Genomic DNA, 24,758 nt, shown 5'->3' with positions numbered 1-24,758 from the left:
CGCCATTGAAGAATCCCAGCTTCTGGATCTCTCAATTCCACAGATAAAATTCTTTCTCTCTCAGCTCAAGAAAGGCAATACCGACACTGTCAAATACCGCCGGAGCCTTATAAACACTTTTGTTAACAGGATCTATCTTTACGACGGGAAAATGATTATCATCTTCAATACAGGCGAACGTCCAGTTGAATTAGATTCCGAACTTCTCACTACAATTAACAAGGGAGTTTTTAACTCCAACACGGGATTAAACTATCGAGTGGGTTCGAGTTTGAGCTATGCCGCTCCGGTGGGAAGTTCACGCAGCTTCCTTTCCGCAAGTTCAACAGATGAAGTCGGGCTGAGTGCGGTTTCCGCCTTTTTGTCCCTAAAGGTTATCATCGCAACCTTATCTCTCTTCTGGTAGGCATCAAGGAGAAGGGAAAGCACAGCACCTTTGGCGGCGCTCATGCGGCTTTTAGCCCCCATTGAACCGCTGGAATCCACCACAAACAGGATAAAGCTGCCTGTCCGTTTTTCCCGCACTTTTTCTCTTATATCTTCCGGTTTTAATGCCCACGCCATGCCGTCCGGAGCTGTTCTGAATCTCTGAAAAGGTGCGGCGGCACGCAGTGTGGCATCTATTGCGATGTCATCTGAGCGTCTGTTATCACTTGAGCGTACGTAGCGCCCGTGTTTGAGTGATGTTCTGGATCTTGTACGGCGCCCGCTGCCGCGTCTGATTCTTCTGTCTTTTGGAGCTTCTATGCGGCGCACCCTGAAAGGCTCACCGGCAGCAAAAACGGTTTCGGTTTCAGAGCCTTCGTTTTGTTTCTGTTCGGGAGAGGCATCCGCCTCACTGCTGTTTTCGTTTTTTGAGCCTTTACTCTTCTGTTCGTTGTGTTCACTCTGTTCTTTTTTGTCTTTATCTTCGCCGCTGTCAGAATTTTCCCCGCCTTCGGGCGATGAACCCTGCATTTCGTTTCGTCTATGCAGAAGGGCAAATTCTGCTGCTTTGTCAGCATCTTCTTTTGTAACTTCCGTTCTTTTGTCAAATGCGGCTATGGCTTTTGCCGCCTCTGTTATTATGATGTCCGCCCTGTGTCCTGCGGCGTTTGCAGCCAGCACTGTTTCGGCAATATGAGTTTTTATTTCCTGACTGACAGAAACAAAGGGCAGAAGCTCTCCGGCATCAGCTATCCTTTTTTTAAGGCTGTTTTCTTTGTCTTCATGTGCTTTTATGAAAGATTCCGGTTCATTATCAAAAAGCTCTCTATTCTCCATCAGCATCACTCTGTCTGCAACAGAGCCGGAAGAGGAAACCTGCACCGCAAGACCGAACCTGTCCAGAAACTGCGGACGAAGCTCACCCTCTTCAGGGTTCATGGAACCGCAGAGAACAAACTCTGCCGGATATTCAGCGGAAACACCTTCTCTCTGGAGCTGAACAAGGCCGTTTGATGCCGTATGAAGGAGGAGGTCAACTATATGATCATCCAGAAGATTCACCTCATCCACATACAGAAACCCTCTGTGGGCATCGGCGGCTATACCTTTTTTCACGGAATTTCTGCCGTGCTTTACTGCCGCCTGAATATCTATCCCGCCAAGGAATCTGTCCTCGCTGATATTCAGCGGCAGCTCAACAAACGGCTTATCCAGCAGCGCACCCAGAGCCCTCACAGCGCTGGATTTTGCAGTTCCTTTCTCTCCACGGAGAAGAACGCCGCCCGCTCTGGGATTGACTGCATTTATAATAAGGGCAAGCTTCATATCCTCCTGCCCTGTTATCGCTGTAAAAGGAAAAACCGGCTGATGAACCGTTTTCATCTGCCTTCCCTGATTGATGCAACAGTTTTACGGATTCCGTCTATTTTGTCCTTCCAGCCCTGAACATCGTCAGCACCTATTATATCTATTGTTCCGCCCTGAAACTCGCCTTCTATGTCTCCGGTGCGTTCTTCTAGCCAGCCTTCTATGTCAAGGTAAGTATCCTTAAGTGTTTCAAGGAGTTCAGGTTCAGCATTCCAGAGCCCTCTTTTCTCCGCCTCAAGAAGTCTTCTTGCCATTTCCTCAAGAGCCCACGGATTATGTTTCTCGAAAAAGTCACGGTTTTCCCTGTCCTCCACAAAGGCTCTTGTGATGTCGTCAAATATTTTATCGTCAACCTCTCCGGTGGAAGCCTCCCATCCGTAGAGCCTTCCTACCCTTTTTGAAATATCGCCTGCGCCTTTGTAGCCGTGACGTTTCATCCCTTCTATCCATTTGGGGTTGAGGAGTTTCGTGCGGGCAATGCGGCGGAGTTCATCGGCAAGGGTGCGGACTTCGACAGAACTCTTTTCCCTTGTATCGCCGTAATAGTTGCGTACCTTTTCACCCCTGATGTGGCTTGAGGCAACGCTCAGACCGCCATGGCTGCCAAAGTACCCGCAGCAGCCCAAAAGGTCGTGAGAGTCATCCATGATTTTATTGAATGTTACATCAACAGTTGCAAGAGAACGTGCAAGCTCTTTAAATGCGGGCTCTCCGCCGTATCCGTCTCCGTAGGCAAAACCGTTCCATGCTACAAATATGTCTGCCAGATCTCCTGCCTCTTTCCAAGCCGAAGCGTAAACAGCAAGATTTACCCCTGCTCTGTATGAACCCGGAGCGGCGGAAAAGACACGCCTTGCCGCTTTGCGGAAAGCATCTTTGTCCTGTTTTTCGATGCCGTCCGAAGCAAGGGACGCCAGAGTATGCTTGCGAACATAGTTAAGCTCCACAGGCTCATCCAGCGCCGCCACCGCCTGAACGGCTCTGTCCACAAGGGCTATACGGTCAGGGAAATTATCCCTTGTTATTCCTGATACCCTTATGATTACATCTATTCTCGGTCTTCCCAGTTCATTGATGGGAATTATCTCAAAGTCATGTACTCTGCCGTTTCTTTTCCATACAGGGCGTACACCAAGAAGGGACATTATCTGTGCCATGCCTTCACCGTCAGACCACATAATGTCTGCACACATCCAGTAAATTGCCACATTTTCCGGCAGGCGTCCTTCCTCATTCAGATATTTTTCCACAAGCTTCACAGCAAGAGCATTGCCCAGAACCGCAGCCGCCTTTGTGGGCACGCTTTCTGGATCGAGAGAAAACATATTCCGACCGGTGGGGAGAACATCGTCCTTTCCTCTGTAAATGAGCCCTGATGCACCTGCGGGAGTGTAACCGCCGTCAGCGGCGTTCATTAATGCAAGGTCTTCCCTTGATTCCCGCAGCCTGTTTCTTAAATCGGTCACTCTGCTGCGGAATCTTGCGCTCAAATCTCCCGCAAGCTCCGGTTCACTGCCTCCTGAAAGGTGCAGCTCAACAAGTTCCAGAGCCTTCTGTTCAACTTTTTCAAGGAGTGCGCCAAAGCTTTTTCCGCTTTCAGTATCTGTAAGCTTCTGATTAGCAAGCATATGTTCCAGTTCAAATCCCAGAAGTGATGCCGCAAGTCTTCTTGGATTTATATCATCCCCGCTGTCATAGCGGAGGATACCGTAAACATAACCGGCTTCTTTTTCCTCTGTTTCAGGAAGAAACCCGTATATGTGCATGCCGTCCTGAACCCATGTATTGCGCATACGACTGAGCATATTATGTGCAGCTTCCTTGACTTCGGCGAACGGTGCTGAGTTGAAATCCTCAAAGCCAAGCTCATCCTGCATTTTCATTTTTTCCAGCAGACCCGTTATGAGATGCTCAATCATGTGCGCCCTGCCCGGGTCATTGTTTTTTGCCTGTTCCCATTCCCCTATGGTTCGGTCCAGCTCTTCATAATCGCCGTACAGTCCGCCCTGCATCATCGGAGACTGCATATGGTTCACCAGCGTAGCATAGCTGCGTCTTTTGGCTATTATTCCTTCCGGTGAATTGTCCGCATTGTAGATATATAGATGAGGAAGCTTATTTATCACTATTTCTGGAAGACATTCACCGGAAAGACCGACACCCTTTCCGGGCAGAAATTCTAAGGTTCCGTGGGTTCCCACATGGATTACGGCATGTGCGCCGTAGACTTTCTCTATCCATCTGTAAGTCGCAAGATACTGGTGCGGAGGCGGAACATCGGGATCATGGAGTATTTTACAGACCTCACCATCGCACCTTGCACCTGCACAGCCTCTCTTAGGCTGAACACAAACAAGGACATTGCCGAAATCCAGCCCTGTCACGGCAATTTTTCCGTCATAAACCATTGCGGGGGGCATTCCGCCGACAGCTTCACCGGGAGGATTCCCCCAGCTCTCAGCCATTCTGTTTTTCACCTTTTCCGGCAGTTCATCCCACCATTCAAGGTATTTATCATTTTCAACAAGGGCAAGCGTGCCCCCTTTGTTAACTATTTCATTCACTGTCGTCCAGCGGAATTCACTGATCGCTTTTTTTGCAAGGATCTCCTGAGCGAGTTCCTCTCCGCTTTCAGGTATGCGGTTTATATTGTAGCCATGCTCACTCATAAGCCTCATGAGACGAACCACGCTTTCCGGGCAGTCAAGCCCGGCACCGGAACCGACTGTTGCCTCCACAGACGAACAAGGAGCATTATGGAGCATGAACACGATCTTTTTCTCCCCGGCGGGAACATTTCTAAGCTTCACACGCTCCGCAACCCGTGCAGCCAGTTCAGCACACCGGGAAGGAATGGGCTCACGGTCATTTATGATTCCGCTTTCATCCTTTTTGAGCGCTCCTATAATAAAGGGCTCTATAACTCCCTCAAACTCCGGCATGGCAACAGACCATGCTACATCAGAACCTGCACCGAGAGGGTCGTTCATCCATTCGTCTGTTGTTTTGTATGACGACACAAAAGGCTGAAATACAGGTACATTCAGCATTTTCAGAAGCTCAACGCCCCCTTTTGCGTTACCCGTATCAGCAAGCTGAGAACCCCGTGTGTAGTTAAGATAAAAGGTCTGGAGCTTTACAAAGGCATCAATCAGCACTTTACCGCCTTCGGTAAAAAAAAGCTCGGAGGCGGCTCCGCTTCCTATTGAGCCGGTTTCACTGTCCTTTGTGCCGTTTGAAAAAACAGGTATGACCCGCATGCCTGCATCCTCAAGTGCATATATAAGTTTGTTTTCAAGTTCTGCCTGTCCGTTTACCCAGTAGTGTCTGCTGAAGAGAACACCCACCGCCGGTGCGGCGGCTATGCCTTTGTTTTCCGCATAGCTGCCGTACCAGCCGAGGTAAGTTAGGTTTGATTCGTAGTATGATACAGGGGCAGCGGGGTGATAAATCCCCTGCCACGGGTATTCGTAAGGAGGAAGAACTTCGCAGTCCGCCTTTTTGGTCTCACTTGCGAGGAAGCGGAGCATACGCCCTGCATTTTCCTCTCCGCCCATCCTCAGATAGTCCATGCACCTTTGCAGAACAGACGGCGAAACGGAAGAAAGCGTCCAGTATGAAGGATCATGACTCAGGCAGACTATATTTTCGGGTCTGTTCTCTTTAAAGTGCGCCTCAACCTCGTTCCAGAAAACATCCGCAGAGCGGTAAAGCAGAACAAGGTCTGCTCCTTCCGCATCCCTGAACGCCTCTTTGAGCAGGTCTTCATTACGTGCTATCTCTTTTGAGGCAAACATAGTCATTTCTATAAACGGCAGCGAAGATGCGCCTTTTTCTATTGCCTGAGCATGACTGCTCCATACTATTGCTGTTATCCGCATTTGCTCTCCCTAAAATTTGGCAGTAAGTTCCAACATGTATGAGCGTTCACGCCCCACATAATAATCAAAATATTCCTTATCAAAGATGTTGGTAACCGCACCGGAAACCTCAACATGTTTTCCGACTTCCGCAGTTATCCTTGTATTCCATATCCAGCGTTCGTCATATGAAGCATAAACACCGTTAATGTCATCATTCATATCGCTGGTATAAATGCGTCCCTGATAGTTTCCGTCCAGAGCAATGCTCAGGAATTTCCACTTATAAATTCCGCCGATGTTATACATAACATCAGGTACATCAGTAAGTTCCTTGCCTTCAATTTCCGGTTTGTTTTTGTTTTCAAGAACTTCGCTGTTAACCCATGAGCCGTTAGCCCAGAGCTTGAGCCCTTTTACAGGCTGTGCTTCAAGGGCAAGTTCAAAACCGTCTATACTTGCCTTACCCACGTTATCAGTATATCTGTCAGATCCGCTGTTGGTTCTCTCTATTGCATCCTTTATTTCACTGTTGTAGTAAGTTGCAGATACTTTAAGCTTTTTATTAAAGAAAAACTGATCAGCACCTATTTCCCAGCTTTCCAGTTTTTCAGGCTTCAGGTTGGGGTTTGAGTGATAATTTGTTGTGCCTGATCTCCATGAACGGTACATATCGTAGATGTTAGGCGCACGAAAGGCAGTTCCGTATGAGGTTCTAAGCACAGTATCCTCAATGGGGTTCCATACAAGAGCAACCTTGGGGCTGAAGGCATCGTCATGGGGTTCGGAGAAAGTTTCCTCACTGCCTATCTGTCCTGCCTTGCCGTCAGATGCGCTCCAGTAGTCATAGCGTATTCCTGTGAAAAGGGTAAAAGAGGCGGGAAGTGTCCATTCATCCTGAATATACACCCCGTAGTACTGATCTTTTCCTTCGGTTATTTCATTTTTGGAAGTTTTGCTGTCTTCATCACGATAAAATGAAAGGCTGTATCCTGCCTGTTCAAAATCGTTTGTACGGTATGTCATCCCGCCTGTGAGCTTGTGTTTTTGCCCGATATTACCTGAAAGCTGAACATCAGTATACCATGTGTAGAGATCAGAATCCGTAAGGGAACCAGCAGCATTATCATAAGTGCCTGAGCTGCCGGCAGTTGTGTACCATTTTGTTTTATAGCTGTAACCGACCTTAGCATTCAGTACAATGTTTTCAAACTCTTTGTCATACATAAGGGCAAGGCTTGTGTATTCCTCATCTCCGTTACCCATATAATAGATAAAATTATTAGGACTGACGGAAGCGTATCTGCCGTTACCAAGATCAACGTAACCGCTGTATGAAGGATTTCCGTTAGAATCTGTCAGATAAGTATGGGGTCTGTCATATCCATATTCATGCCTTCCCCACTGGGCATTAAAAGTTATCATACTTGATGCGTCCGGAGTGAAATATGACTGAAGGTTTACATTGTTGCGTTCACCCCAGTTATCGCCTGCATCACCGACAATATAAGTGTCTGAACCGGATGCGCTCTTGCCCGGATATCCTCCGGTGAGTTCATCTGTGGACGGCTGAGTAGTGGTAATCGAGCGTCTTGTGGTTGTGGCGGGATATCCGTCACTCTTTTCGTGTTCAAAGCCTATACGCATTCCGAATTTATCTGTAAACATATCGCCGTATGAGGCGCTGTATTTACGAGTATTATCGCTGCCTGCGCCCACTGTGGCTTTTATCTCCCTTCCGGAAGGTTTTTTGGTAATAATGTTGATAACTCCGCCCAGAGCATTGCCTCCGTAAAGGGCAGAACCCGGACCTCTTGTTATCTCTATGCGTTCAACGTTTTCTATACCGAGTTGAGTCCATGTAACTCCTGAGCTGTAGCCGTCATTAAGAGGCATACCGTCAAGCATCACGAGCGTTCTGCTGTCTCCTCCGAGTCCTCTGAGACTCACACGGGGTGTTGCCATTGCAATCCCCTTGTCACGGCGGAGAATAACACCTGCTTCATGCCGAAGCACTTCATCAAGGGTGGTAGCACCAAGACTTTTTATCTCTTCCTGCGTAACAACACTAACGCTTGCAGGTGCATCTTCCACCGCAATTTCCGTTCTTGTGGCTGTTATGGCAGTCTCCTCAAGGGTAAAAATATCCTTCTCCTGTGCTTCCGCACCGAAAGCAAGGAGAACAGCGGCTGATATAACCGCAAATCCTTTACAGAATTTCATTAAAACTTCCTCCCGATAAACGGATCAAGCGCTTAATCCCTTTACATTTATAGTAAAACATCCGGTGTTTTCTATCTCTGCACATACCCCGTAAACATCACGGAGCATGGTTTCATTTATTACTTCTGCGGGACAGCCCTGTGAATAAAGCGCACCGCCGTTTATCACATACACCCTGTCTGCATTGCGTGCCGCAAGCTGGAGATCGTGCATAGCTATCAGTATGCCCTTACCTTCATTCCGCAGCCTTTTCACTGTTTCCATTGTCTCAAGCTGATGCCTCAGATCCAGACTGCTTGTAGGTTCGTCCATTATTATAAAATCAGCTTCCTGCGCCACCGCACGGGCAAGAGCTGCTTTCTGCCTCTGCCCTCCGCTGAGAGTTGTCAAATCACGCATGGCTATATCCCCAAGCCCAAGCTCCGTAATAACTTTTTCAGCAACGGCAAGATCGTTTTCTGATGCTGACCAGTACATATATGATCTCCGCCCCATAAGCACGGCATCGAAAACTTTCATGGGAAACCTGTTTGAAATATGCTGGGGAACATAGGCAGCATAACGGGAGAAAAGCTCCCTTTTTATGCTGGGGACACTTTCACCGTTTATGGAAACACTGCCTGATGACGGCTTAAGTATGTTCAACACAAGCCTTTGCAGCGTGGTCTTGCCGGAACCGTTAGGACCAAGCAGGGCCACTGTTTCGCCCTTTGCCACATGAAAGGAAATATCCTTCAGTATCGCTGTCCTGCCGTATGAAAAAGACAATGAATCGGCCTGTATCACGGATGGCCTCCTATCTTTTTACGGAGAAGAAGCCATATAAAAAACGGAACACCTATGAAAGAGGTCATTATACCCAGAGGTATAACCTGCGGCTGCCAGAGAGTCCTCCCGAAGGTGTCTGCTGCTGTAACTATTGATGCTCCGATAAGAGCCGAAGCAGGGAAAATACATCGGTGGTCGCTGCCGAGAAGCAGCCTTGCTATATGCGGAGAAACAAGCCCGATAAAACCTATAACCCCTGTAAAACATATTGACGATGCACACATGAGCGCAGCGCAGAGCATAGCGGTTATCCTCAGCCTGCCTGTATTTATACCGAAAGCCTTCGCTGTTTCATCGCTGTCAGTCATGAGATTGAAATCGAGAGAATGTTTAATCAGCCACAATGTCGGCAGAATCGTGAGAGGGAACGTAACAGCAAGCTGATGCCACCCCGAATTTGCCAGACTCCCGAACATCCAGAACACAACAGCCTGAACCTGCTGCATGGTAGCCGTATATTGCAGGAGTGAAGTCATTGCGGAAAAAAGAAACATCAGCGCAACACCTGCCAAAACAAGAGATTCGGGAGATGCTCCTTTCAGCCTGCCTATTCCGAGGACTATGAGCGTGGTTATAATTGCACCGCTGAATGCAGCAGCCGCAATTAGCCATGATGATGTCATGCCGGACATTATGACCACAACCGCACCGAACGCAGCACCTGATGACACACCAAGTGTAAAAGGTGATGCAAGGGGATTTCTAAGCGCAACCTGACTGGCGGTTCCACCTACGGCAAGCCCCCAGCCGACCAAAACAGCCATAAGGAGCCTTGGTATCCGCAGTTCCCATATTATCAGCCTGCTGGTTTCATCTCCGCCGAAGACAGCAGAGTACGAGTCTTTTAAGCTCAACCCTGATGAGCCGAAAGAAAGAGAAATTGTAAAAGCAAGAATACACAGCATAAAAAGCAACACCACATATGCTGCTCTTCTTCGTTCGTATTTGATATATGCAGTAATCAGTCCGCTGCTCATTGGCTGACACTCAGTGGCTCATAAATATATATGCCTTTATAATCCAGGTTATGAAATTTTTTCAGATAATCCGAATGAATTCTAATAGGATCAATATCTGCAAACTGTTCAGGATGCAGACGCTTTGCTATCTCGATAACACCGATAATACCTCTGGGACCGGGACCTATATCAGGAGACATGGAGAGTATTGCTTTGTTTCTGACAGCTTTAAGGCTTTTCATACCCGGACGGTTTTCAAACTCATCCACAGCCTGTTTCAGATAATTTTCACAGCCTCCTCCATAGCAGTCTCTCAGGGAAACGGTTTTTACAATAAAGTCAGGGTTTCCGCTGAATACCCATTCGGAATTGACCTCAAGATAAGGAATAGAAGCGCCCTTGGCGAGGTTATCTCCCCCTGCCAGAGTTACCATCTCATGAATGCCTGAACCGGGTCCTGCACTCCTGTATTTACCGAACCCTTCTATATATACTTTAGGTTTGTTAACTGTTGAAGATAGCTTCTCTATAAGGCTGTAAAGGGGCTTCCACCACGAAAGAAGCTCTTCCGCCTCTTTGCTTTTACCTATAAAAGCCGCAAACTCCCTGACCTCTTTTTCAAAATTTGATATGCGGTAGAAATCATAGCGAAACAGCTTTACACCAAGCTTTGCCAGTCTCTTTTCTGATTCATCATCAGGTGAACGCCTGTAACCCAAAACCGCATCAGGTCTTAGTTTCACAATCATTTCATAATCAGGCATCCGCCATCCGCCGGCAACGGGAAGTCTGGAATATTCCCCCCAGAAATCCGGCTCCTCGGCAATAACATCACCCACACCAACGACCATATCCTCTGCACCAAGGGCACGGATAATCTCAAATCCATCACTGTTAAGCACAACAATCCGCAGCTGCCTGGCATATGCCGCGCTGTGTAAATTAACCAAAAAACTTATTAATACAAGAATCTTAAGATACTTATCAAATCTCACAGTATTACCCAAAATAAAGCACGGAGCATGCCACGACATTAAATTTTCGTAACACTAGCATCACGAAAAACAATATGCAAGGTTTTTATCACACGAAAACATGATTATGTGTTACTGCAATACTGATATAAACATATGAATAGATAATTAAAAAATTGACCGCTGCTTATGTTTAGAAAAACCAACTGCTGACTTTTTTATTTTGGCACGGAATAAAAAAGCCAGTGGTTAACCCACTGGCTTTTCTGGTGATTTTAAATAGGCACGGGCGGTTTCGAACCGCTTTCGGAATATGTCAACAGGTGATAAAAGACGCTTAAAATCAAAGTTTTGCAAAACTTGTTCATCACCCATAATCACTCATGTTCATTAAAAAATGGCACGATTTTGGCACGATAAAAAAGGCATTAAATTACTGGAGAATCTCTTTCGTTTAATGCCTTTCAACTTAATTTCCATTTGTGCCCGCCTTTTAAAGATTCTATCTGTTCAGCAAATCATATTAGTGACTTACGGAGGCAACATACTGCCTTCTGTGTCAAAATACGACATTAATTATTCTATTAACACAGCGGACATGTTTTTACACTTATCCGCTGTGCCCCCATTAAAACAAACAACCGGAGGATGATTGCTTGTTTTATTTACTTTAATTTTTGCGGATATTCAGATTCCGGCTCAATTTGTAAACATCCGTTGGTGCAGGCTTTAATACAAACGCCGCATCCTGTACAACTTAAAGAATCATGTACAATAACTCCATCCTCTGTCTTTGTTAAAGCTGTTGAAGGACAAAGAGTTATGCAAAGTTTACATTTATCACAATTTTCTTCAGAATAGCGAATAGTCCCGAAAGGGATATTTCTGTCAAAAAGAAGCGGCTTTTTGATATAAGGTGAAAGCATTGAAATTGTTTTTTCAAATAATACTTTTCTCTGTGATTTCTTTTTTGAATCACCAATATTCACACTCTCTCTGCTCTGCTCCACCAGTACGTCAACAGCAGAAAACGCACCCGAAGCCAGTTCCCGGCCGAAAAGACTGAAAAAACCTCGTCTGCTGACATTGATCTGCTTTTTTTCTATACTGCTTAAACGTGGAAAGGAACTAAATCTAATTACAATATGTTCACTGCTGCCTGTTGAAATAGTGCAACCCTTAAGGCTGCCGCTGAACCTTTTTAAACTCTTTAGCTGAAGACGCAGAAAATTCTTTCCGTCTCCAAAAGCACATTCGGTACAATTCCCGCTGTACAGCATCACTTCTCTGACATCTTTTATACCCAAATACAGCAAACCGACTGCATTAAGCTGACTCAGGCAGTTCAGCCTTATTGCGCCGTATGATGATTTACCGCACGACAGGATAAGTTTCCCTTTCTCTGCTTTTTCTGCGAGTGAATCAAGCCACTGTATTTCAGATAAACCTTTGTATTGAAAGGCTCCGTAACGACAGGCCGAAACACATCTTTCACACCCTATGCATAATTCAGGATCTATGCTCAATGCAGTGCCCGGTCTACCTATGCGCACTGCCGCCGCAGGGCATATGTCGAGACAGTCACGGCATCCGGCATTCTTGTGGTACATATTAATGCAGAACACCGAGCCTACTTTCACCGGTACAGAAGAAAGACTGATTCCATACTGCATTATTGACTCCGTTAAAAAGAATGAAAGCGGTGGGGATAACCCCACCGCCAGTTAAAATGAGTTAACAAGTAGTTTCAGAGAGTTCTTCCTTGAGTTGGCAGATATACTTAAAATCAGCCTTAATGAATCCCTGAACAACAAGTGAAAGATACTTGTAAAATTCAAGCGATGTGTTCTTTACAACATCTTCAGCCAATTTAGGTATCCATTTGCATAAGTGTTTATCAAGGAATAGCTCTTGCGTTTCTAAATTCTCAGTAAGCTCCTCAGATTTGCCTATCTCCGCAAATTCAATACATTGACGGGACAAAAAAGCCATAAAGCTCATTTCTGCAGTAATATGGTCTTCAGGCTCTTTAAACTCCTTATTCTTACCAATGCCGTGTTTATAATATATTTCATATATATTCTCCCACGGTTCCTGCATAACCAGCCGAGACTCGGACATATAAACGGACTCGTGCGGAGTGATAGTGTGGCCGGTGTAAGAAGCTTTGTTCACACCTAAAAAGAGCTTCGCAAACTCTCCAGCTATTACGTCCTCATCCACTCGGTTTTCAATACATCTACCTAGTCCCGAAACATCTGCTGCAAAAGAAGAATCACCGTTTTCCTTTGCCATTTCTGACATTACAGCGACATACTTTTTTAATCTGGCAAAGTCTGATTCTTTGAACTCCACATTAAAAGGAGCAGAAAGAATATTATACAGATCTGCCCTCAATCTCATATATTGCGAGAGTGTCTTCATATGATAACCTTTCAGCTTTTTGCTTTAAAAATTATGTTAGGGCCTATTCCGCTGCGATCAAAATCAACGATACTTTCCAGCGCCGAAGGATACTTTGCCTTAAGTTCCTCTATGGGACCGAAATCAAGTGCCCTGTTCCAGCAAGCAGCTACACAAGCCGGGCGTAACCCCTCTTTTATCCTGTCAAGACAGCCCGTACATTTTGTCATCTTTGGTCTAGCAGGATTATCTATGGCATATTCCTTGTACTTGGAATCATAGAACTGAGGTGCTCCCCACGGGCAGGCTCCCTGGCATCTTCCGCATGAAATACATGTTGAATTGTCCACAAGAACCAAACCAGTTTCAGAATCTTTAGTGATGATCCCCATAGGGCAGGCTTTGATACAAGCGGGTTCTTCACAATGATTACAGCTTATGGAGAGAAAACGCTTATCCACGTTATATTCAAAAATACCAGTATTGCTTTCGGAAACAGAACCATCCAGAATAGTGCTGACTCTTCTCCAGTTTTCTTTCATGTAATATTTACGGAAAAGTTCGTAATTATTAGCACCGGTATCGGGATTAATATAATTTTCTCCATTGTCCTGTTCGCCCACTGCAGACATATATTCTTCGGCGTTTTCTCTTACGTTTATCTTTGCATCACCGCGACGTTCCTCATTCCAGTTTTTGCATGCTGAAGAGCATGTCTGGCAACCGACACACCTGTCCTGATTAAAATAAAAACCCCACTGGCTCATATTTCAGTACCTCCATTCTCAGGTTTAACAAGACTTACCTCACACGGTCCTGACTGTGCAGGAACAGCGCCTGTACACATCATCGTATCCTCTCCAAAAAAGTCATTTGTGAGAATATTGTCAGCTCCGCCCACATCCACAGGAACAGATCTTTCATGGTATGCCTCAAGATTCGCAAGGTCGCTACCGTCCTGTATCCATACTTTCACTCTTTCAGTGGGATGCGCCCTGTACCATGCACCGTGCTCTATGCTCACGATTCCTGGTAAGATTTCATGTGTAAGGTGGGCAGGAATCTTCATGCAGCCACGGTCATTGTATACATAAACCATAGCCCCCTCTGTTATGCCTCTTTCTGCGGCTGTTGCAGGGTTCATCTTTGCTACCTGCGGGAACATATCTTTAATAGATGCAACACTGTCAAAAACTGTATGACCACGGTTACGAGACTTATTGGTCATATAAGTCATTTTGTAAGTACGTCCGCTAAGCGGTGATACGAAGCCGGTGTATTTTCCTGTAAGCGGGTTTCTGTTGTCAAAATATGTTTCTCTCCCGTGCAGGTTAGGCTGATAGCAGAGAGTAGCGTTTCTCCAGCCGCCGGGGTAGTAAACAGCAGGTACAGGATTAAGAGGATCAATATCTCCGCTGATATACGGATCAGTTACCTTTTCCGCAGGGCGCATAGCTCTGAATAGAGAATAGAAGTTCAGGAACCCTGTGCTGGTGTCAAGTGTACCGGAAGGGATAAGATCTCCCATCATGGGAACAAGAGGTGTGTCTTTCGGCACTTCAAGAGTAAAAGCTCCGATTTCTCTCATCTCATCAGCAGAGGGCAAAGCGGTATCAGAACTAACTTTCTGTTTGTAGTAATCAGTTATTTTGACATTATTGTATGCGTCTTCAGTGAAAGTATCAAAAGGAGCAAATACATATGGAGTACCAATGAGCCCATTTTCAGTAAGTTTTTCACCGAGACGCTGCTGAAGCTCGTGCTCTGGAAGAGTGTCGTACATAACGTCTATTGCCTTTTCTCTATGGAAGAAGTGGCTTATTGAGGTATAAGCTGGCACAGCAAAAGATTCACTCTCAAAGTGAGTTGCAGCAGGAAGAATTATATCTGCCATCAGCGCTGTGGGTGTCATCACCTGATCCATAACAATTAATGTTGGAACTTTACGTGCAGCCAGAATATTTTTATTAGTATTCGGGTGAGTGTTGATGTTGTTCAGGTTCGTATGGATGATAACATCAACATCAATAAGTTTTTCTCCGGCAGTTGATAAATCTACTCTTCCGCCTGTCTGATACTTAATATCATCAATAAGGTTTGCTCTTTTACGGTGATCTTTTCCCGTTAAAATCGTATTCTGCCATCCGCTTACTTCGACATCAATTCCAAATGATGAAGTAGGCTCGGCAGCGTTACTTCCGCTAATAGGAGCATCAGTGCTTCCTGTGGTATTGAATGATAAGTTTTCAGAGAAACGGCTCATGGACAAGCCGGCTGTACCGCCGCCTTTTTTATTTACGTAACCGCACATAGCAGACAAACCGACAAGTGACCAAACCCATTCATCGGCATTCCATGCCCTCTGTGCTCCGCCGCCCGTTTCAATAAACGCAGCATCTGTCGGGTGTCCGGCATATTCAGAATATTTCATTGCAAGTGCTTCGATAACATCAGGATTAACACCTGTTAAGGCTCCGATATAATCAAGAACCTTATAATAGATCTCATCACCCGGTGTGGCTGAAGTATCCGGTACACGGAATTTAATATCTGTTGAAAGTGACGAAGCAGCTCCGCCCCACTCAACTTCTCTGCTCAAAAGATATTCCTCGAATGATTCTCCGTCAGGAACCTGAAAATCATAACCACTAAGGAAAGTTCCTTTTGGTATGGCTGTTCCGCTTGCGTTATAAGGAGCATCTGAAGGAATGTCAGCATAAGCAATCATCTTATAACCGCTTCGGCTTACTCCCGTTGAAGAAGCCTGACTTTTGACTGTGTCTCCTTTCCAGAATCCGAAGCATTTTCTATCAGCCTGAGCCACGGTTGTAGGTGCAGTCTGCTGCATGAAATCAGTATCCATTCTACCGTTTTTGTATATGACATACATCATACCTATAGCTAAAGCTGCATCAGTTGTCGGGCGACATGCTATCCAGCCGGGGATATCAACAACTTTTGAGTGACCGTCCACTGTATACTGGTACCCCTGTATTCCTGTGGTAAGCATCGCAGCGGCGTCTGAATAAGTTGAAGAAATCACCACCATCGGGATATCGCCGTGGACTTTTTCTTTCATTTTTGTGTTCATAAAATGAGTGTGTACATTCCAGTACGTTCCTCTGGTAACATCCATCGCCCAAGTAATCATAAACTTCGTGTTATATCTGTCTGTTCGGCTGTTGACATAAACAGTGGAACCGACTGTGTCAAAGCTACCGAGGTCAGCTCCCCCTGTGGATTCGTTTCCGTTCATTCGTACGCACGGTTGCTGCCCCATATAATATGACATCATAAGCCAGAACCAATATCTTGTCATAATCGGAACATATGAAAGATTGTCCTGAGCTGCTCTGTCGTAAGCTGCTTTTATCTTTTCAGCAACTGCACTCAAAGCTTCATCCCATGACACTCGTTTGAAGTTGTTTATGTCCCCTTTCGGTTTATTGGGATCAATCCTCATCAATGGATATTTCAGTCTGTCAGGCTGATATAATATCCCCTGATAACCGCCATAACAGCGCACACATGCTCTAAGTTCCATCTGTTTTCCGAGCTCGGAACTGTCATACTCAGCTTCTGCATCGGCTGCTGCTCCACGTTTTTTATCCCCAATAGAAGTCATTTTGACAACTTTGCCGTTTTTCACATGTGCATAATGCTGGCAGCGTGAACCGCAGTTATATGCACCAGTGGTGTGGTATATTTTTACATCTTTATCATACACAAGCTCATCAGAAGGGCTAACTACCTGATACGATTCCCCTCCATCACCACTTCCTCCGCAACCTGCAAGAGTGGCCGCAGCAACAGTAGCGCTCATCGCCTTGAGTACGCTTCGCCTTGTCAGTTTCTGTTCTGTTAATTTATCTTTAAGACTCATATTATCCTCCTTACTAGTATGCATTGGGCGCATGCGCCGTTTTGTGGCATACAAAGCATGTGTTGTCCTGCACAGGGTAGTGGCAGTTGTTACAGTGTCTCTGAAGGCCCGCTCCCGAACCGCCCCAGCCGGGTCTGTGATCCGCAGGGGGAGTTACGCTGTGACACTCTATACAGCTGTCTTCCTTATGACAGGTCGTACATGAACTTCTGTCCCATCTCGCCTCAAGTCCGTGACCTTTCTTCGTCCACGAAGGCGTATGGTTTCTCGGAGATACCTCCTGATGACACTGGATACAGCTCACCTGATCTGTATGGCATTCAAGGCATTCCTGCTTGTTTACCTTACTCGCTGAACCGTGTCTGTTCATCCAGGACATGTCATGGCTGGAGGGTTTATTGGATTCCACGGCAAAGGCATACATCGCTATAAGCAGCATACCCATTACCATAGAGAGTACAGTTATCTTCGCTTTCATAAATCTCCTCCCTAGAAAATAATGTTAGCCCACAGCTCTGCCGTGTAGTTCTTGTCAAGGCTGGAATCAACATCATCATAGAACTCTGTGTCTTCCATGCTCAAGTCAGCCATAAGGCTTAAGTACTGCACAGGCTGATACTGTCCGCCGACATAGTAGCTTCTCACGGAATCCTTCCTCTTGTCGTTTACGTAGTCATACTCGTAACGGTTGAAGGAGGTTCCTGCCCAGACATCCATAGTGCGTCCTACTTTCTGGCTTATCTGCACACCGTACTGAAGACGCTCGTTGTCGTCTGAGTCCGCTGTGTTCTTGATGTCCCAGTAGTCTACACTGAACGATATGTAAGTGTTCTCTGAGGGGAGTCCGAAAATGTCGAATTTACCTTTGATTCTCGAATAATCACGGTTGTCGAAGTTCTCTTTACCGCCCACTGCCTTAGCCTCATAGGCCAGACCCGCTGCGAAGTTCTGAAGAAATGACTGATAAACTGCCGCTTCATACTTGTTGTACTTGCTTGCAGCAAGAAGTGTGTTCGTCAGAGGGTTCACTACGTAAGAGTTATCATAGTCAACCTCGTCAAGAAGACCCTCATACTTCAGGGTGACGATAGTGCCTGTGGCAGCTACTTCATACACGCCTTCGGCGTTCACTGTGGCTGCATCGTTCAGAAGTGTGTACTCAAGAACAACATTACCGTTAGGGATAGCCTGATCAACTCTCAGCTTAGTGTAGTCGTCTTCTATGTCTGTTACATCAAGACGGACATACTCGGCGCCTATCTTAGTTGTTTCCATCACCTTTACATTGATTCCGCCGCCGAAAACAGTGTCGTCATCAATATCGTAATAGTAGCTTACGGGCTTGCCTCCGAAGGCATAGACCTCAACCATATCACCGAGTTTCACTGAAGCATCTGCTCCGTCAAGCTGGAAGGTGTTCTGGTGGGAAAGATAGAAGCGTCCTACGTTGAGGACTGTGTTCTTGATTACGCCGTCGAACTGAGCGTAGCCGTGGTAAAGTCTCGGAGCCCAGTCATCGTAACCAAGCTGGGTATCAAGAGCGTCACGGTGATAATAGTAGTAATCATCGCCCCAGCTCTTCTTGTGGTCTCCGTCAATGTCATCAGCGAATCTTGCAAAAGCGGCAAATCTTACCGTTCCGTCTCCAAGCTTAACTGAATCTGTGTGGACTCTCAGATACTGATAAAAGTCCTGATCGTCTGCGTAGTCATTCGTACGCAGTCTGTAGCGTGACGTCAGCGTGAGGTAGACCTTAGTGTCATCTGTAAGACCTATACCTTCGTAGCTCTCCTTAAACTGTCCGGGAGAGACCTGCTGCGTCCAGCTGTCCGGCGTGTTTGACGCGCCGTTCTCAAATGCTTCCGCCTTCATTGTCAGCGTGGACAATAAAAAACAGAAGAGCATACACATAACCGACAGGTAGCGCATACTTCCTCCTTTGTGGAAATAAATTGTTATATGCTGATAGAACAGAAAAACTTACGTTCTGCTGTATCCACCAATTTTTTTTGTATAAGTACATGGCACTTAAACAAAAAAAATCAGATTAATAAAATTTGTTTATTAAAAAATTCTCACAAGCAATAAACCGACCGTTCGGTTTATTAGGCAACATTACTGCCACCTCTGCCGGATGTCAATAATAAACCGAATGGTCGGTTTATTATTCATCAAAAAGAAATCCAATCGACTAAACAGAAAATATGTGTTAGTTAGAAGAATGAAAAAGAGCAAAACAAAGTCAGAAATCAGCCGTCAAAACATTATTGAAGGTACTATAGATATTATAGCTGCAAATGGTATTGAAGGACTCAGCATTCGGGCAATTGCTAAACATGTAGGCGTGGAGCATTCACGCATTTACTATTATTTTAAGAACAAAGATGATCTAATTTTCAATGTTATGGTCTATATTACAGACCTTTTTAAGAATGAGTTAATTTCAAGGGATATCTATAATATAAAAAACGATGAAGAATTGTTTAAAGCCATTATGAATGTTTTTTATGACTATTCATATAAGAATCCTAAGCCTACAATGGCTTACAGATCTTTTTGCTTTCTGCCTGACAACCATATATCAAAGGAAATTTTTAATAAAACTTTTGACACTATATATTCAAATTTCCTTTATACTGACCTTATTATATCCATGAGTAAATCAAGCAAAACAATCCAAATTCTTGGGTTCGAAAATGTTTCATTTATTACAAGAACAATAGCAGATTTTGCTATCAACAATGCAATCCGCAACATAAGTACAAGCAAAGAACAGATTGATACCTACATAGATGCACTATGGAAAGCAATTAAAGATTAGAAAAACACGGCAGACAGAGACCACAAAAAATCTCCGCCTACCGTGCCTGCGGGGTTCAACAGCCGGAGGATGGCTGTCGGTTATATCTTATTCAGCTGTTTCTTCAATCCAAAATTCTTCCAGCAATTCAGAAATACCTTGTTTATCTAAATCAATAATAAGAGCCGGAAATACAGACAAATAATTATAAATACTCTCTTTCTCTGTACTATCCTTAAGTTTTTTGCCAAATAGCCTTACCCAGTTGAGCATGTGCATATTTAGAAACTCAAGCTGGGTTTCCATCAGTGTAAGAAACTCTGGTATTTCTTTTACATTTTGAGCCTTACGAATGAGCATCTCCATAAAACGGCACTGCACCTCAAAAGAGTCTTCCAGTTTACCGCTATTCTTTTTAAGGATGTAGCCGTGTTGGTGATAAAACTTTTTGCAGTTTTTCCATTCATCTCTTTTAATAAGTTTTTTTATTGATAATGTTGCGGACGCATTATCAGGAATATTAAATCTGCCTAAAACAAAATATGAGGTATGTTCTCTGGCAAGCTCAAGACACAACTCTTCACTGTCCTTTTGTGAAAGCTTGCCAACCAGCCATTTATCAACATTTTCTGCTGACTCAATAAGAGCTTTCTTATGTTCAATATTTTTTGATATACCTTCAAACCCCTTTAGAATATGCGGGATGACCTGTATAACGTCATAACGAAGGCATTCGCTGAACAAGCCCGACATAAAAGCATAGAGCGTTGCTCTGTCAGTTAAATAACTATCAAAATTAAAATCTTCAAAATTCATGTTTACTTACCAGTTTGACAAAACAGGCGGGCATTGCGGCCCGCCTGTACATTGTTATTATTTACGTTTAAAAATTATTGATGGTCCTGTGGACTTATCCAGTTTATTACCGTTAGCTCCATAAGCAGGATCCGGAAAACTGATAACAGCCTCCACAGCATCAGGATACTTTGTGTTAAGATCAGTAAGCTCTCCGAAATCTATAGCTCTGTGAGGGCAGGCTCCGACACAGGCCGGTTGTTTATCTATTGCTGTTCTGTCCCAACACGCTGTGCATTTCTGCATCGGATGCTTTACATTCCATTCAGCTTTTTTAACAGGCTCCTGATCATCGTCAGCAAATTGAGGCGCACCAAATGGACATGCTGCGAGGCAAGATTTGCAAGCAATGCAAGAAGCTCTGTCAACAATGACAACCCCATCCGACTTTCTTTTATATATTGCTCCCATAGGACAAACCTTTACACATGAAGGCTCGGCACAATGATTGCAGCTCATCGTAAGCTGATAAATTTTCAGATCAGGATAACCGCCTATTTCATTTTCTACTCTTTTACGCCATGAAGCAGGTCCGGCATTAAGAAGATTCCAGCTTTTGCAGGCGACAAGGCATGTATCGCAGGCAACGCATCTGGTCTGATCGAAGTAAAATCCTTTCTGTGACATATCATACCTCCCTATGCTTTCACAATTTTCAGACGGTCATCACTGCTGAATGTCATACCAAAAGCGATACGCGACGGTCTGCCGGATGAAAGTGAATTTGAAGAACCGCCTATGTCCTTTCCGCTTGAATTAAGGCTGAACCAGCCGCCGTCTCCCAAGCTTGCATCATAAGGAGCAATCCTTCCTGTAAGCCTTACCGTGCAGTACATAGAACCGCTGTTACTTGAAACAAGAACCCTGTCTCCATCTAAAACTCCTATTTCTGAAGCATGGGTAGGGTTGATATAAATTGGCTCATAAACATTGTCATCCCATACACCGTCGGAATATTTTCTGCCTTCGGAAAGATGTGCCTTATTGCCGTTTATATCTTTTTTATAAAGCTCATTGAGAACAGCAACATTTCCGAGAGTTGAATGGGCACGGTAATTATAATGCCCAACCTGTTTTCTGAACTTAAAGCCCGCAGCGTCTCTCCCGAAAAGATCCGGATGAGAATCGTCCGCATGGCGCCCCTCAAGAGCAGGAATATACATTGCTACTGGGTAGACGAATCTCCTTCTTGCAGCTTCGGCTGATGTTGAAGCTGTAAAAATACTTCCGCCGTAGAGAGTATCAGTACCATCAGGATCGGTAGTAACTCTGTCTATGCTGTCCATTGAACCTGCCTCATAATCCTCAAGCATTCCCTGGTAATATGCCTCTATTTTACCTGACATAGTATTGAGAGGATTAACGGCAGGATCTTCACGAAAGTTTTTCTTCGGAATAAACTTCACTTTTTCGGGACGTTGATCCATCATGAATACGCCGCCGATTTTCTGAATTTCATCCCAGTTTTGGTCGATCTGTCCTTCGTTATAACCCTTATTCCAGTTGTATTCAGACCATTCATAGTCTGTCTCAACTACAAGACCGGAACCATCTGCCATGGTTTTAAACTCTTCTTCCTTGCCAAGCTTCGCAGCAATTCTTCTGGCAATTTCAAATTCATTCAGTGCCTCACCCGGTGCTTCGGTGAATTTCGGCATAACCATTGCCTCTGCGGTAAGCCATCCGCATGTTTCTCCCCACTTTTCTCCCGGTCCGGCGCATGGAAGAACATAATCTGATATAAGAGAACTCGCTGTAAAAAAGAGATCCCCTGTGAGGATAAGCTCAATATTGTAGTTGCCGCTACCGTCCTTTGATTTACAAAGATCGACTATTTCTTCAGTATTGCCTGTTTGGTTAACAAAATTACCGCCAAAACCGAATAGAGCTTTGACCGGCTTGGTTGAGGCATTAGCTCTTCCGTAGTTCCACTTTGATGTATTTGCTGTTCCAGCACATCTGACATAATCCACCCATGCTGTAAGGGAAAGACCATTCATCATAATTGCGTTGCATAAGGGGCTTGTCCTTGCCATATTCCCAACGAAAGGTCCCAATTCACCGCCTGCAAGAGTAAGTTTTGAAAACTGGTATGTGTCGCCGGATATATCCGCAGATCCCGGATTAGGTCCGCAAACATGAACCTTATCAAGCATTGTGCCCGGATATTTATAATTAACTTCATGAGAAAAGCCGTAGCTTCTGCCGTTAGTGCCGAAGTTTTTGGTAACAGCAGCAAGAATAGGTCCAAGGTTAACAGGCTGCTCGCCTTCGCTGTGCCGCTGGAGCCCTCCCGAAACCCACGTTGTGACCTTAGTAGTGGCATACATTTTTGCCAGTTCTCTGATCTTATTTGCAGGAACTCCGGTAATCTTTTCAGCCCATTCAGGAGTTTTTGCAGTCTGACCGTATAAAGGCGATGTTTTACCATAGAGGACATCTGTAGTCGGAACATTGTAACCTATTGTTTTGGGATAAACAGAAGTGCCTTGGTTGACAGTAGTACCGGAAGGCATCCTGGTATATTCCTCAGCTCCAGCAGACATCACAGCCCTCGTAAGCCTGTCATCTTCCCCCATTATATAAGCGGAGAGTGACGCTCCCGCAGGCACTTGATAAGCGGTGGGAAAAGCATCTATATCTGCATAATAATGTTTAGGGTTTGTATCATCAAAAAAGCCATGTACATATTTTCTTATAAAGGCCTCGTCAAGCAGAGGACTGGCAGTCAGGGTTCCGTCAGGATTCCATGTTTCAGTAATAAGATAATGCAGCATACCGAGCATAAGAGCCGCATCGGTTGTTCCCGCTATTCCTATATACTCATCCGCAATCTCTGCTGTTCTGGTGTATCTTGGATCAATTACGGTGATTTTAACCCCTGCTTCTTTTGCCTGAGTAACAAACCATCCTGTCTGCGCTCCCACTCTTGCTTCCATCGGGTTGAATGCCCACAAAACCAGATTATTTGAATTGATAATATCAGCTCTATAATTTGCAGTTCTCAGGGATGCGGATGTGGCAGTTTCAGTGAGCAGTCCTCCATGATCTATAAAAAACCATGAATATGAATGCTGCGGGTAACTAAGATCTAATACCCACGGAACAGGACTACAGTCCGGACCAAGTAGCTTAGTCAGATTCGCAATACAGTTGCTTTGATCAGAACGGTCTGATGGAGCAAGACAATTAAAGAATGAATTCCCTCCATATGTATTATATATATTCTGCATCTTTGCGGCTATTTCAGTGACAGCCTGCTCCCATGAAATTTCTACAAAACCAGTGATATCTCCTCTTTCTTTTGTCTGTTTCAAAGGTTTCGTAAGCCTATCGCTTCTGTACCACCAATCCACTTTAGCGCGGCAACGCAGGCAAGAGCGTATTTGGGCTTTACCTTCAAATACATTGCCATCGACAGTATCTTCGTCTGTCACTATTCTTTTTACAACACCATCTTCAAGATGATATTTGCTAAGGCATCCGCCGCCGCAGTTATGAGGAGTAGAGCCAAGTACATATTTTGTTTCCACTTCAGGTGGTTGCAAATTAGGATCGATTTCATCGAAATACGATTCTCCTCCATCACCACTTCCTCCGCAGCCTTGAAGTGCAGCCGCAGCAACAGTAGCGCTCATCGCCTTGAGTACGCTTCGCCTTGTCAGTTTCTGTTCTGTTAATTTATCTTTAAGACTCATATTATCCTCCTTACTAGTATGCATTGGGCGCATGCGCCGTTTTGTGGCATACAAAGCATGTGTTGTCCTGCACAGGGTAGTGGCAGTTGTTACAGTGTCTCTGAAGGCTTGCTCCCGAACCGCCCCAGCCGGGTCTGTGGTCCGCAGGGGGAGTTACGCTGTGACACTCTATACAGCTGTCTTCCTTATGGCAGGTCGTACATGAACTTCTGTCCCACCTCGCCTCAAGTCCGTGACCTTTCTTCGTCCACGAAGGCGTATGGTTTCTCGGAGATACCTCCTGATGACACTGGATACAGCTCACCTGATCTGTATGGCATTCAAGGCATTCCTGCTTGTTTACCTTACTCGCTGAACCGTGTCTGTTCATCCAGGACATGTCATGGCTGGAGGGTTTATTGGATTCCACAGCAAAGGCATACATCGCTATAAGCAGCATACCCATTACCATAGAGAGTACAGTTATCTTCGCTTTCATAAA

18 protein-coding genes and 1 pseudogene are annotated in these 24,758 nt (G+C 45.0%); 2 read left to right on the top strand and 17 right to left on the bottom strand.

Annotated elements, in window-relative coordinates; all coding sequences use genetic code 11:
• Positions 1 to 276: 276 nt before the first annotated feature.
• From ACYRYY_RS11900 to ACYRYY_RS11865, 8 genes and pseudogenes are all read right to left on the bottom strand, one after another.
• Entirely contained in the window at positions 277 to 1,809 is a 1,533-nt protein-coding gene (locus ACYRYY_RS11900) for an ATP-binding protein (RefSeq protein ID WP_460215824.1), read from the bottom strand.
• Positions 1,806 to 5,675: a cobaltochelatase subunit CobN gene (gene cobN, locus ACYRYY_RS11895; protein WP_460215823.1), complete on the bottom strand. Its 3,870-nt coding sequence runs from the start codon at positions 5,673 to 5,675 to the stop codon at positions 1,806 to 1,808. The genes ACYRYY_RS11900 and cobN overlap by 4 nt, the downstream gene beginning before the upstream one ends.
• Before the next feature lie 9 nt (positions 5,676 to 5,684).
• The gene (locus ACYRYY_RS11890; RefSeq protein ID WP_460215822.1) at positions 5,685 to 7,877 is read right to left on the bottom strand and encodes a TonB-dependent receptor; all 2,193 of its coding nucleotides are present in this window, start codon (positions 7,875 to 7,877) and stop codon (positions 5,685 to 5,687) included.
• Between the two features lie 24 nt (positions 7,878 to 7,901).
• Positions 7,902 to 8,663 carry an ABC transporter ATP-binding protein gene (locus ACYRYY_RS11885; RefSeq protein WP_460215821.1) on the bottom strand — a complete coding sequence of 254 codons (762 nt, stop codon included), beginning with the start codon at positions 8,661 to 8,663 and terminating at the stop codon, positions 7,902 to 7,904.
• Positions 8,660 to 9,682 carry a FecCD family ABC transporter permease gene (locus ACYRYY_RS11880; protein ID WP_460215820.1) on the bottom strand — a complete coding sequence of 341 codons (1,023 nt, stop codon included), beginning with the start codon at positions 9,680 to 9,682 and terminating at the stop codon, positions 8,660 to 8,662. Before ACYRYY_RS11880 ends, ACYRYY_RS11885 begins: the two co-directional genes overlap by 4 nt.
• Positions 9,679 to 10,566 carry an ABC transporter substrate-binding protein gene (locus ACYRYY_RS11875; RefSeq protein ID WP_460215819.1) on the bottom strand — a complete coding sequence of 296 codons (888 nt, stop codon included), beginning with the start codon at positions 10,564 to 10,566 and terminating at the stop codon, positions 9,679 to 9,681. Before ACYRYY_RS11875 ends, ACYRYY_RS11880 begins: the two co-directional genes overlap by 4 nt.
• A gap of 737 nt (positions 10,567 to 11,303) precedes the next feature.
• Entirely contained in the window at positions 11,304 to 11,945 is a 642-nt protein-coding gene (locus ACYRYY_RS11870) for a 4Fe-4S dicluster domain-containing protein (protein WP_460216493.1), read from the bottom strand.
• 153 nt (positions 11,946 to 12,098) lie between these two features.
• Positions 12,099 to 12,248: pseudogene (locus ACYRYY_RS11865) on the bottom strand (4Fe-4S dicluster domain-containing protein); the annotation flags it as partial.
• Here ACYRYY_RS11865 and ACYRYY_RS11860 point away from each other — a divergent pair.
• Positions 12,208 to 12,366 (top strand): hypothetical protein, encoded by a 159-nt coding sequence (locus tag ACYRYY_RS11860; protein WP_460216512.1) that lies wholly within the window; start codon positions 12,208 to 12,210, stop codon positions 12,364 to 12,366. The pseudogene ACYRYY_RS11865 and the gene ACYRYY_RS11860 sit on opposite strands and share 41 nt — an antisense overlap.
• 6 nt (positions 12,367 to 12,372) lie before the next feature.
• Here the strand turns inward: ACYRYY_RS11860 and ACYRYY_RS11855 are convergent, their stop codons facing one another.
• The 5 genes from ACYRYY_RS11855 to ACYRYY_RS11835 are packed head-to-tail and all read right to left on the bottom strand — an operon-like array spanning position 12,373 to position 18,853.
• The gene (locus ACYRYY_RS11855) at positions 12,373 to 13,062 is read right to left on the bottom strand and encodes a TorD/DmsD family molecular chaperone (RefSeq protein ID WP_460215818.1); all 690 of its coding nucleotides are present in this window, start codon (positions 13,060 to 13,062) and stop codon (positions 12,373 to 12,375) included.
• Positions 13,063 to 13,073: 11 nt separating this feature from the next.
• Positions 13,074 to 13,808, bottom strand: a complete 735-nt coding sequence (locus tag ACYRYY_RS11850) for a 4Fe-4S dicluster domain-containing protein (protein ID WP_460215817.1) — start codon at positions 13,806 to 13,808, stop codon at positions 13,074 to 13,076.
• A complete protein-coding gene (locus ACYRYY_RS11845) occupies positions 13,805 to 16,924 on the bottom strand; it encodes a molybdopterin-containing oxidoreductase family protein (protein WP_460215816.1) in 3,120 nt (1,039 codons plus the stop codon). Before ACYRYY_RS11845 ends, ACYRYY_RS11850 begins: the two co-directional genes overlap by 4 nt.
• A gap of 13 nt (positions 16,925 to 16,937) precedes the next feature.
• Positions 16,938 to 17,402 carry a hypothetical protein gene (locus ACYRYY_RS11840; RefSeq protein ID WP_460215815.1) on the bottom strand — a complete coding sequence of 155 codons (465 nt, stop codon included), beginning with the start codon at positions 17,400 to 17,402 and terminating at the stop codon, positions 16,938 to 16,940.
• 11 nt (positions 17,403 to 17,413) lie between these two features.
• Entirely contained in the window at positions 17,414 to 18,853 is a 1,440-nt protein-coding gene (locus ACYRYY_RS11835) for a hypothetical protein (protein ID WP_460215814.1), read from the bottom strand.
• A 292-nt stretch (positions 18,854 to 19,145) separates the two neighbouring features.
• On the opposite strand from ACYRYY_RS11835, the gene ACYRYY_RS11830 reads away from it, so the two are divergent.
• Positions 19,146 to 19,745, top strand: coding sequence for a TetR/AcrR family transcriptional regulator (locus tag ACYRYY_RS11830; RefSeq protein WP_460215813.1), 600 nt, complete (start codon positions 19,146 to 19,148; stop codon positions 19,743 to 19,745).
• A gap of 87 nt (positions 19,746 to 19,832) precedes the next feature.
• Here ACYRYY_RS11830 and ACYRYY_RS11825 read toward each other — a convergent pair whose 3' ends face one another.
• From ACYRYY_RS11825 to ACYRYY_RS11810, 4 genes are read right to left on the bottom strand one after another with little or no spacing between them, the layout of a single operon-like run.
• On the bottom strand, positions 19,833 to 20,540 hold the full coding sequence (locus ACYRYY_RS11825) for a molecular chaperone TorD family protein (protein WP_460215812.1): 708 nt from the start codon (positions 20,538 to 20,540) through the stop codon (positions 19,833 to 19,835).
• A 57-nt stretch (positions 20,541 to 20,597) separates the two neighbouring features.
• Positions 20,598 to 21,206, bottom strand: coding sequence for a 4Fe-4S dicluster domain-containing protein (locus ACYRYY_RS11820; protein WP_460215811.1), 609 nt, complete (start codon positions 21,204 to 21,206; stop codon positions 20,598 to 20,600).
• An 11-nt stretch (positions 21,207 to 21,217) separates the two neighbouring features.
• Positions 21,218 to 24,277 carry a molybdopterin-dependent oxidoreductase gene (locus ACYRYY_RS11815; protein ID WP_460215810.1) on the bottom strand — a complete coding sequence of 1,020 codons (3,060 nt, stop codon included), beginning with the start codon at positions 24,275 to 24,277 and terminating at the stop codon, positions 21,218 to 21,220.
• Between the two features lie 13 nt (positions 24,278 to 24,290).
• Positions 24,291 to 24,755, bottom strand: coding sequence for a hypothetical protein (locus ACYRYY_RS11810; protein ID WP_460213486.1), 465 nt, complete (start codon positions 24,753 to 24,755; stop codon positions 24,291 to 24,293).
• Positions 24,756 to 24,758: the final 3 nt, after the last annotated feature.

It is taken from the genome of Geovibrio sp. ADMFC3, assembly GCF_054687035.1.
The sequence above is the reverse complement of the archived record's forward strand: the minus strand, read 5'-3'. Positions and strand labels throughout refer to the sequence as shown.

Excerpts from the sequence above, each read along its gene's own strand:
- ACYRYY_RS11835 (WP_460215814.1), bottom strand. The coding sequence starts at position 18,853 with ATGCGCTACCTGTCGGTTATGTGTATGCTCTTCTGTTTTTTATTGTCC.
- ACYRYY_RS11830 (WP_460215813.1), top strand. The coding sequence starts at position 19,146 with ATGAAAAAGAGCAAAACAAAGTCAGAAATCAGCCGTCAAAACATTATT.
- ACYRYY_RS11845 (WP_460215816.1), bottom strand. The coding sequence starts at position 16,924 with ATGAGTCTTAAAGATAAATTAACAGAACAGAAACTGACAAGGCGAAGC.
- ACYRYY_RS11810 (WP_460213486.1), bottom strand. The coding sequence starts at position 24,755 with ATGAAAGCGAAGATAACTGTACTCTCTATGGTAATGGGTATGCTGCTT.
- ACYRYY_RS11860 (WP_460216512.1), top strand. The coding sequence starts at position 12,208 with ATGTCGAGACAGTCACGGCATCCGGCATTCTTGTGGTACATATTAATG.
- ACYRYY_RS11880 (WP_460215820.1), bottom strand. The coding sequence starts at position 9,682 with ATGAGCAGCGGACTGATTACTGCATATATCAAATACGAACGAAGAAGA.
- ACYRYY_RS11850 (WP_460215817.1), bottom strand. The coding sequence starts at position 13,808 with ATGAGCCAGTGGGGTTTTTATTTTAATCAGGACAGGTGTGTCGGTTGC.
- cobN (WP_460215823.1), bottom strand. The coding sequence starts at position 5,675 with ATGCGGATAACAGCAATAGTATGGAGCAGTCATGCTCAGGCAATAGAA.
- ACYRYY_RS11900 (WP_460215824.1), bottom strand. The coding sequence starts at position 1,809 with ATGAAAACGGTTCATCAGCCGGTTTTTCCTTTTACAGCGATAACAGGG.
- ACYRYY_RS11820 (WP_460215811.1), bottom strand. The coding sequence starts at position 21,206 with ATGTCACAGAAAGGATTTTACTTCGATCAGACCAGATGCGTTGCCTGC.
- ACYRYY_RS11840 (WP_460215815.1), bottom strand. The coding sequence starts at position 17,402 with ATGAAAGCGAAGATAACTGTACTCTCTATGGTAATGGGTATGCTGCTT.
- ACYRYY_RS11815 (WP_460215810.1), bottom strand. The coding sequence starts at position 24,277 with ATGAGTCTTAAAGATAAATTAACAGAACAGAAACTGACAAGGCGAAGC.
- ACYRYY_RS11890 (WP_460215822.1), bottom strand. The coding sequence starts at position 7,877 with ATGAAATTCTGTAAAGGATTTGCGGTTATATCAGCCGCTGTTCTCCTT.
- ACYRYY_RS11855 (WP_460215818.1), bottom strand. The coding sequence starts at position 13,062 with ATGAAGACACTCTCGCAATATATGAGATTGAGGGCAGATCTGTATAAT.
- ACYRYY_RS11825 (WP_460215812.1), bottom strand. The coding sequence starts at position 20,540 with ATGAATTTTGAAGATTTTAATTTTGATAGTTATTTAACTGACAGAGCA.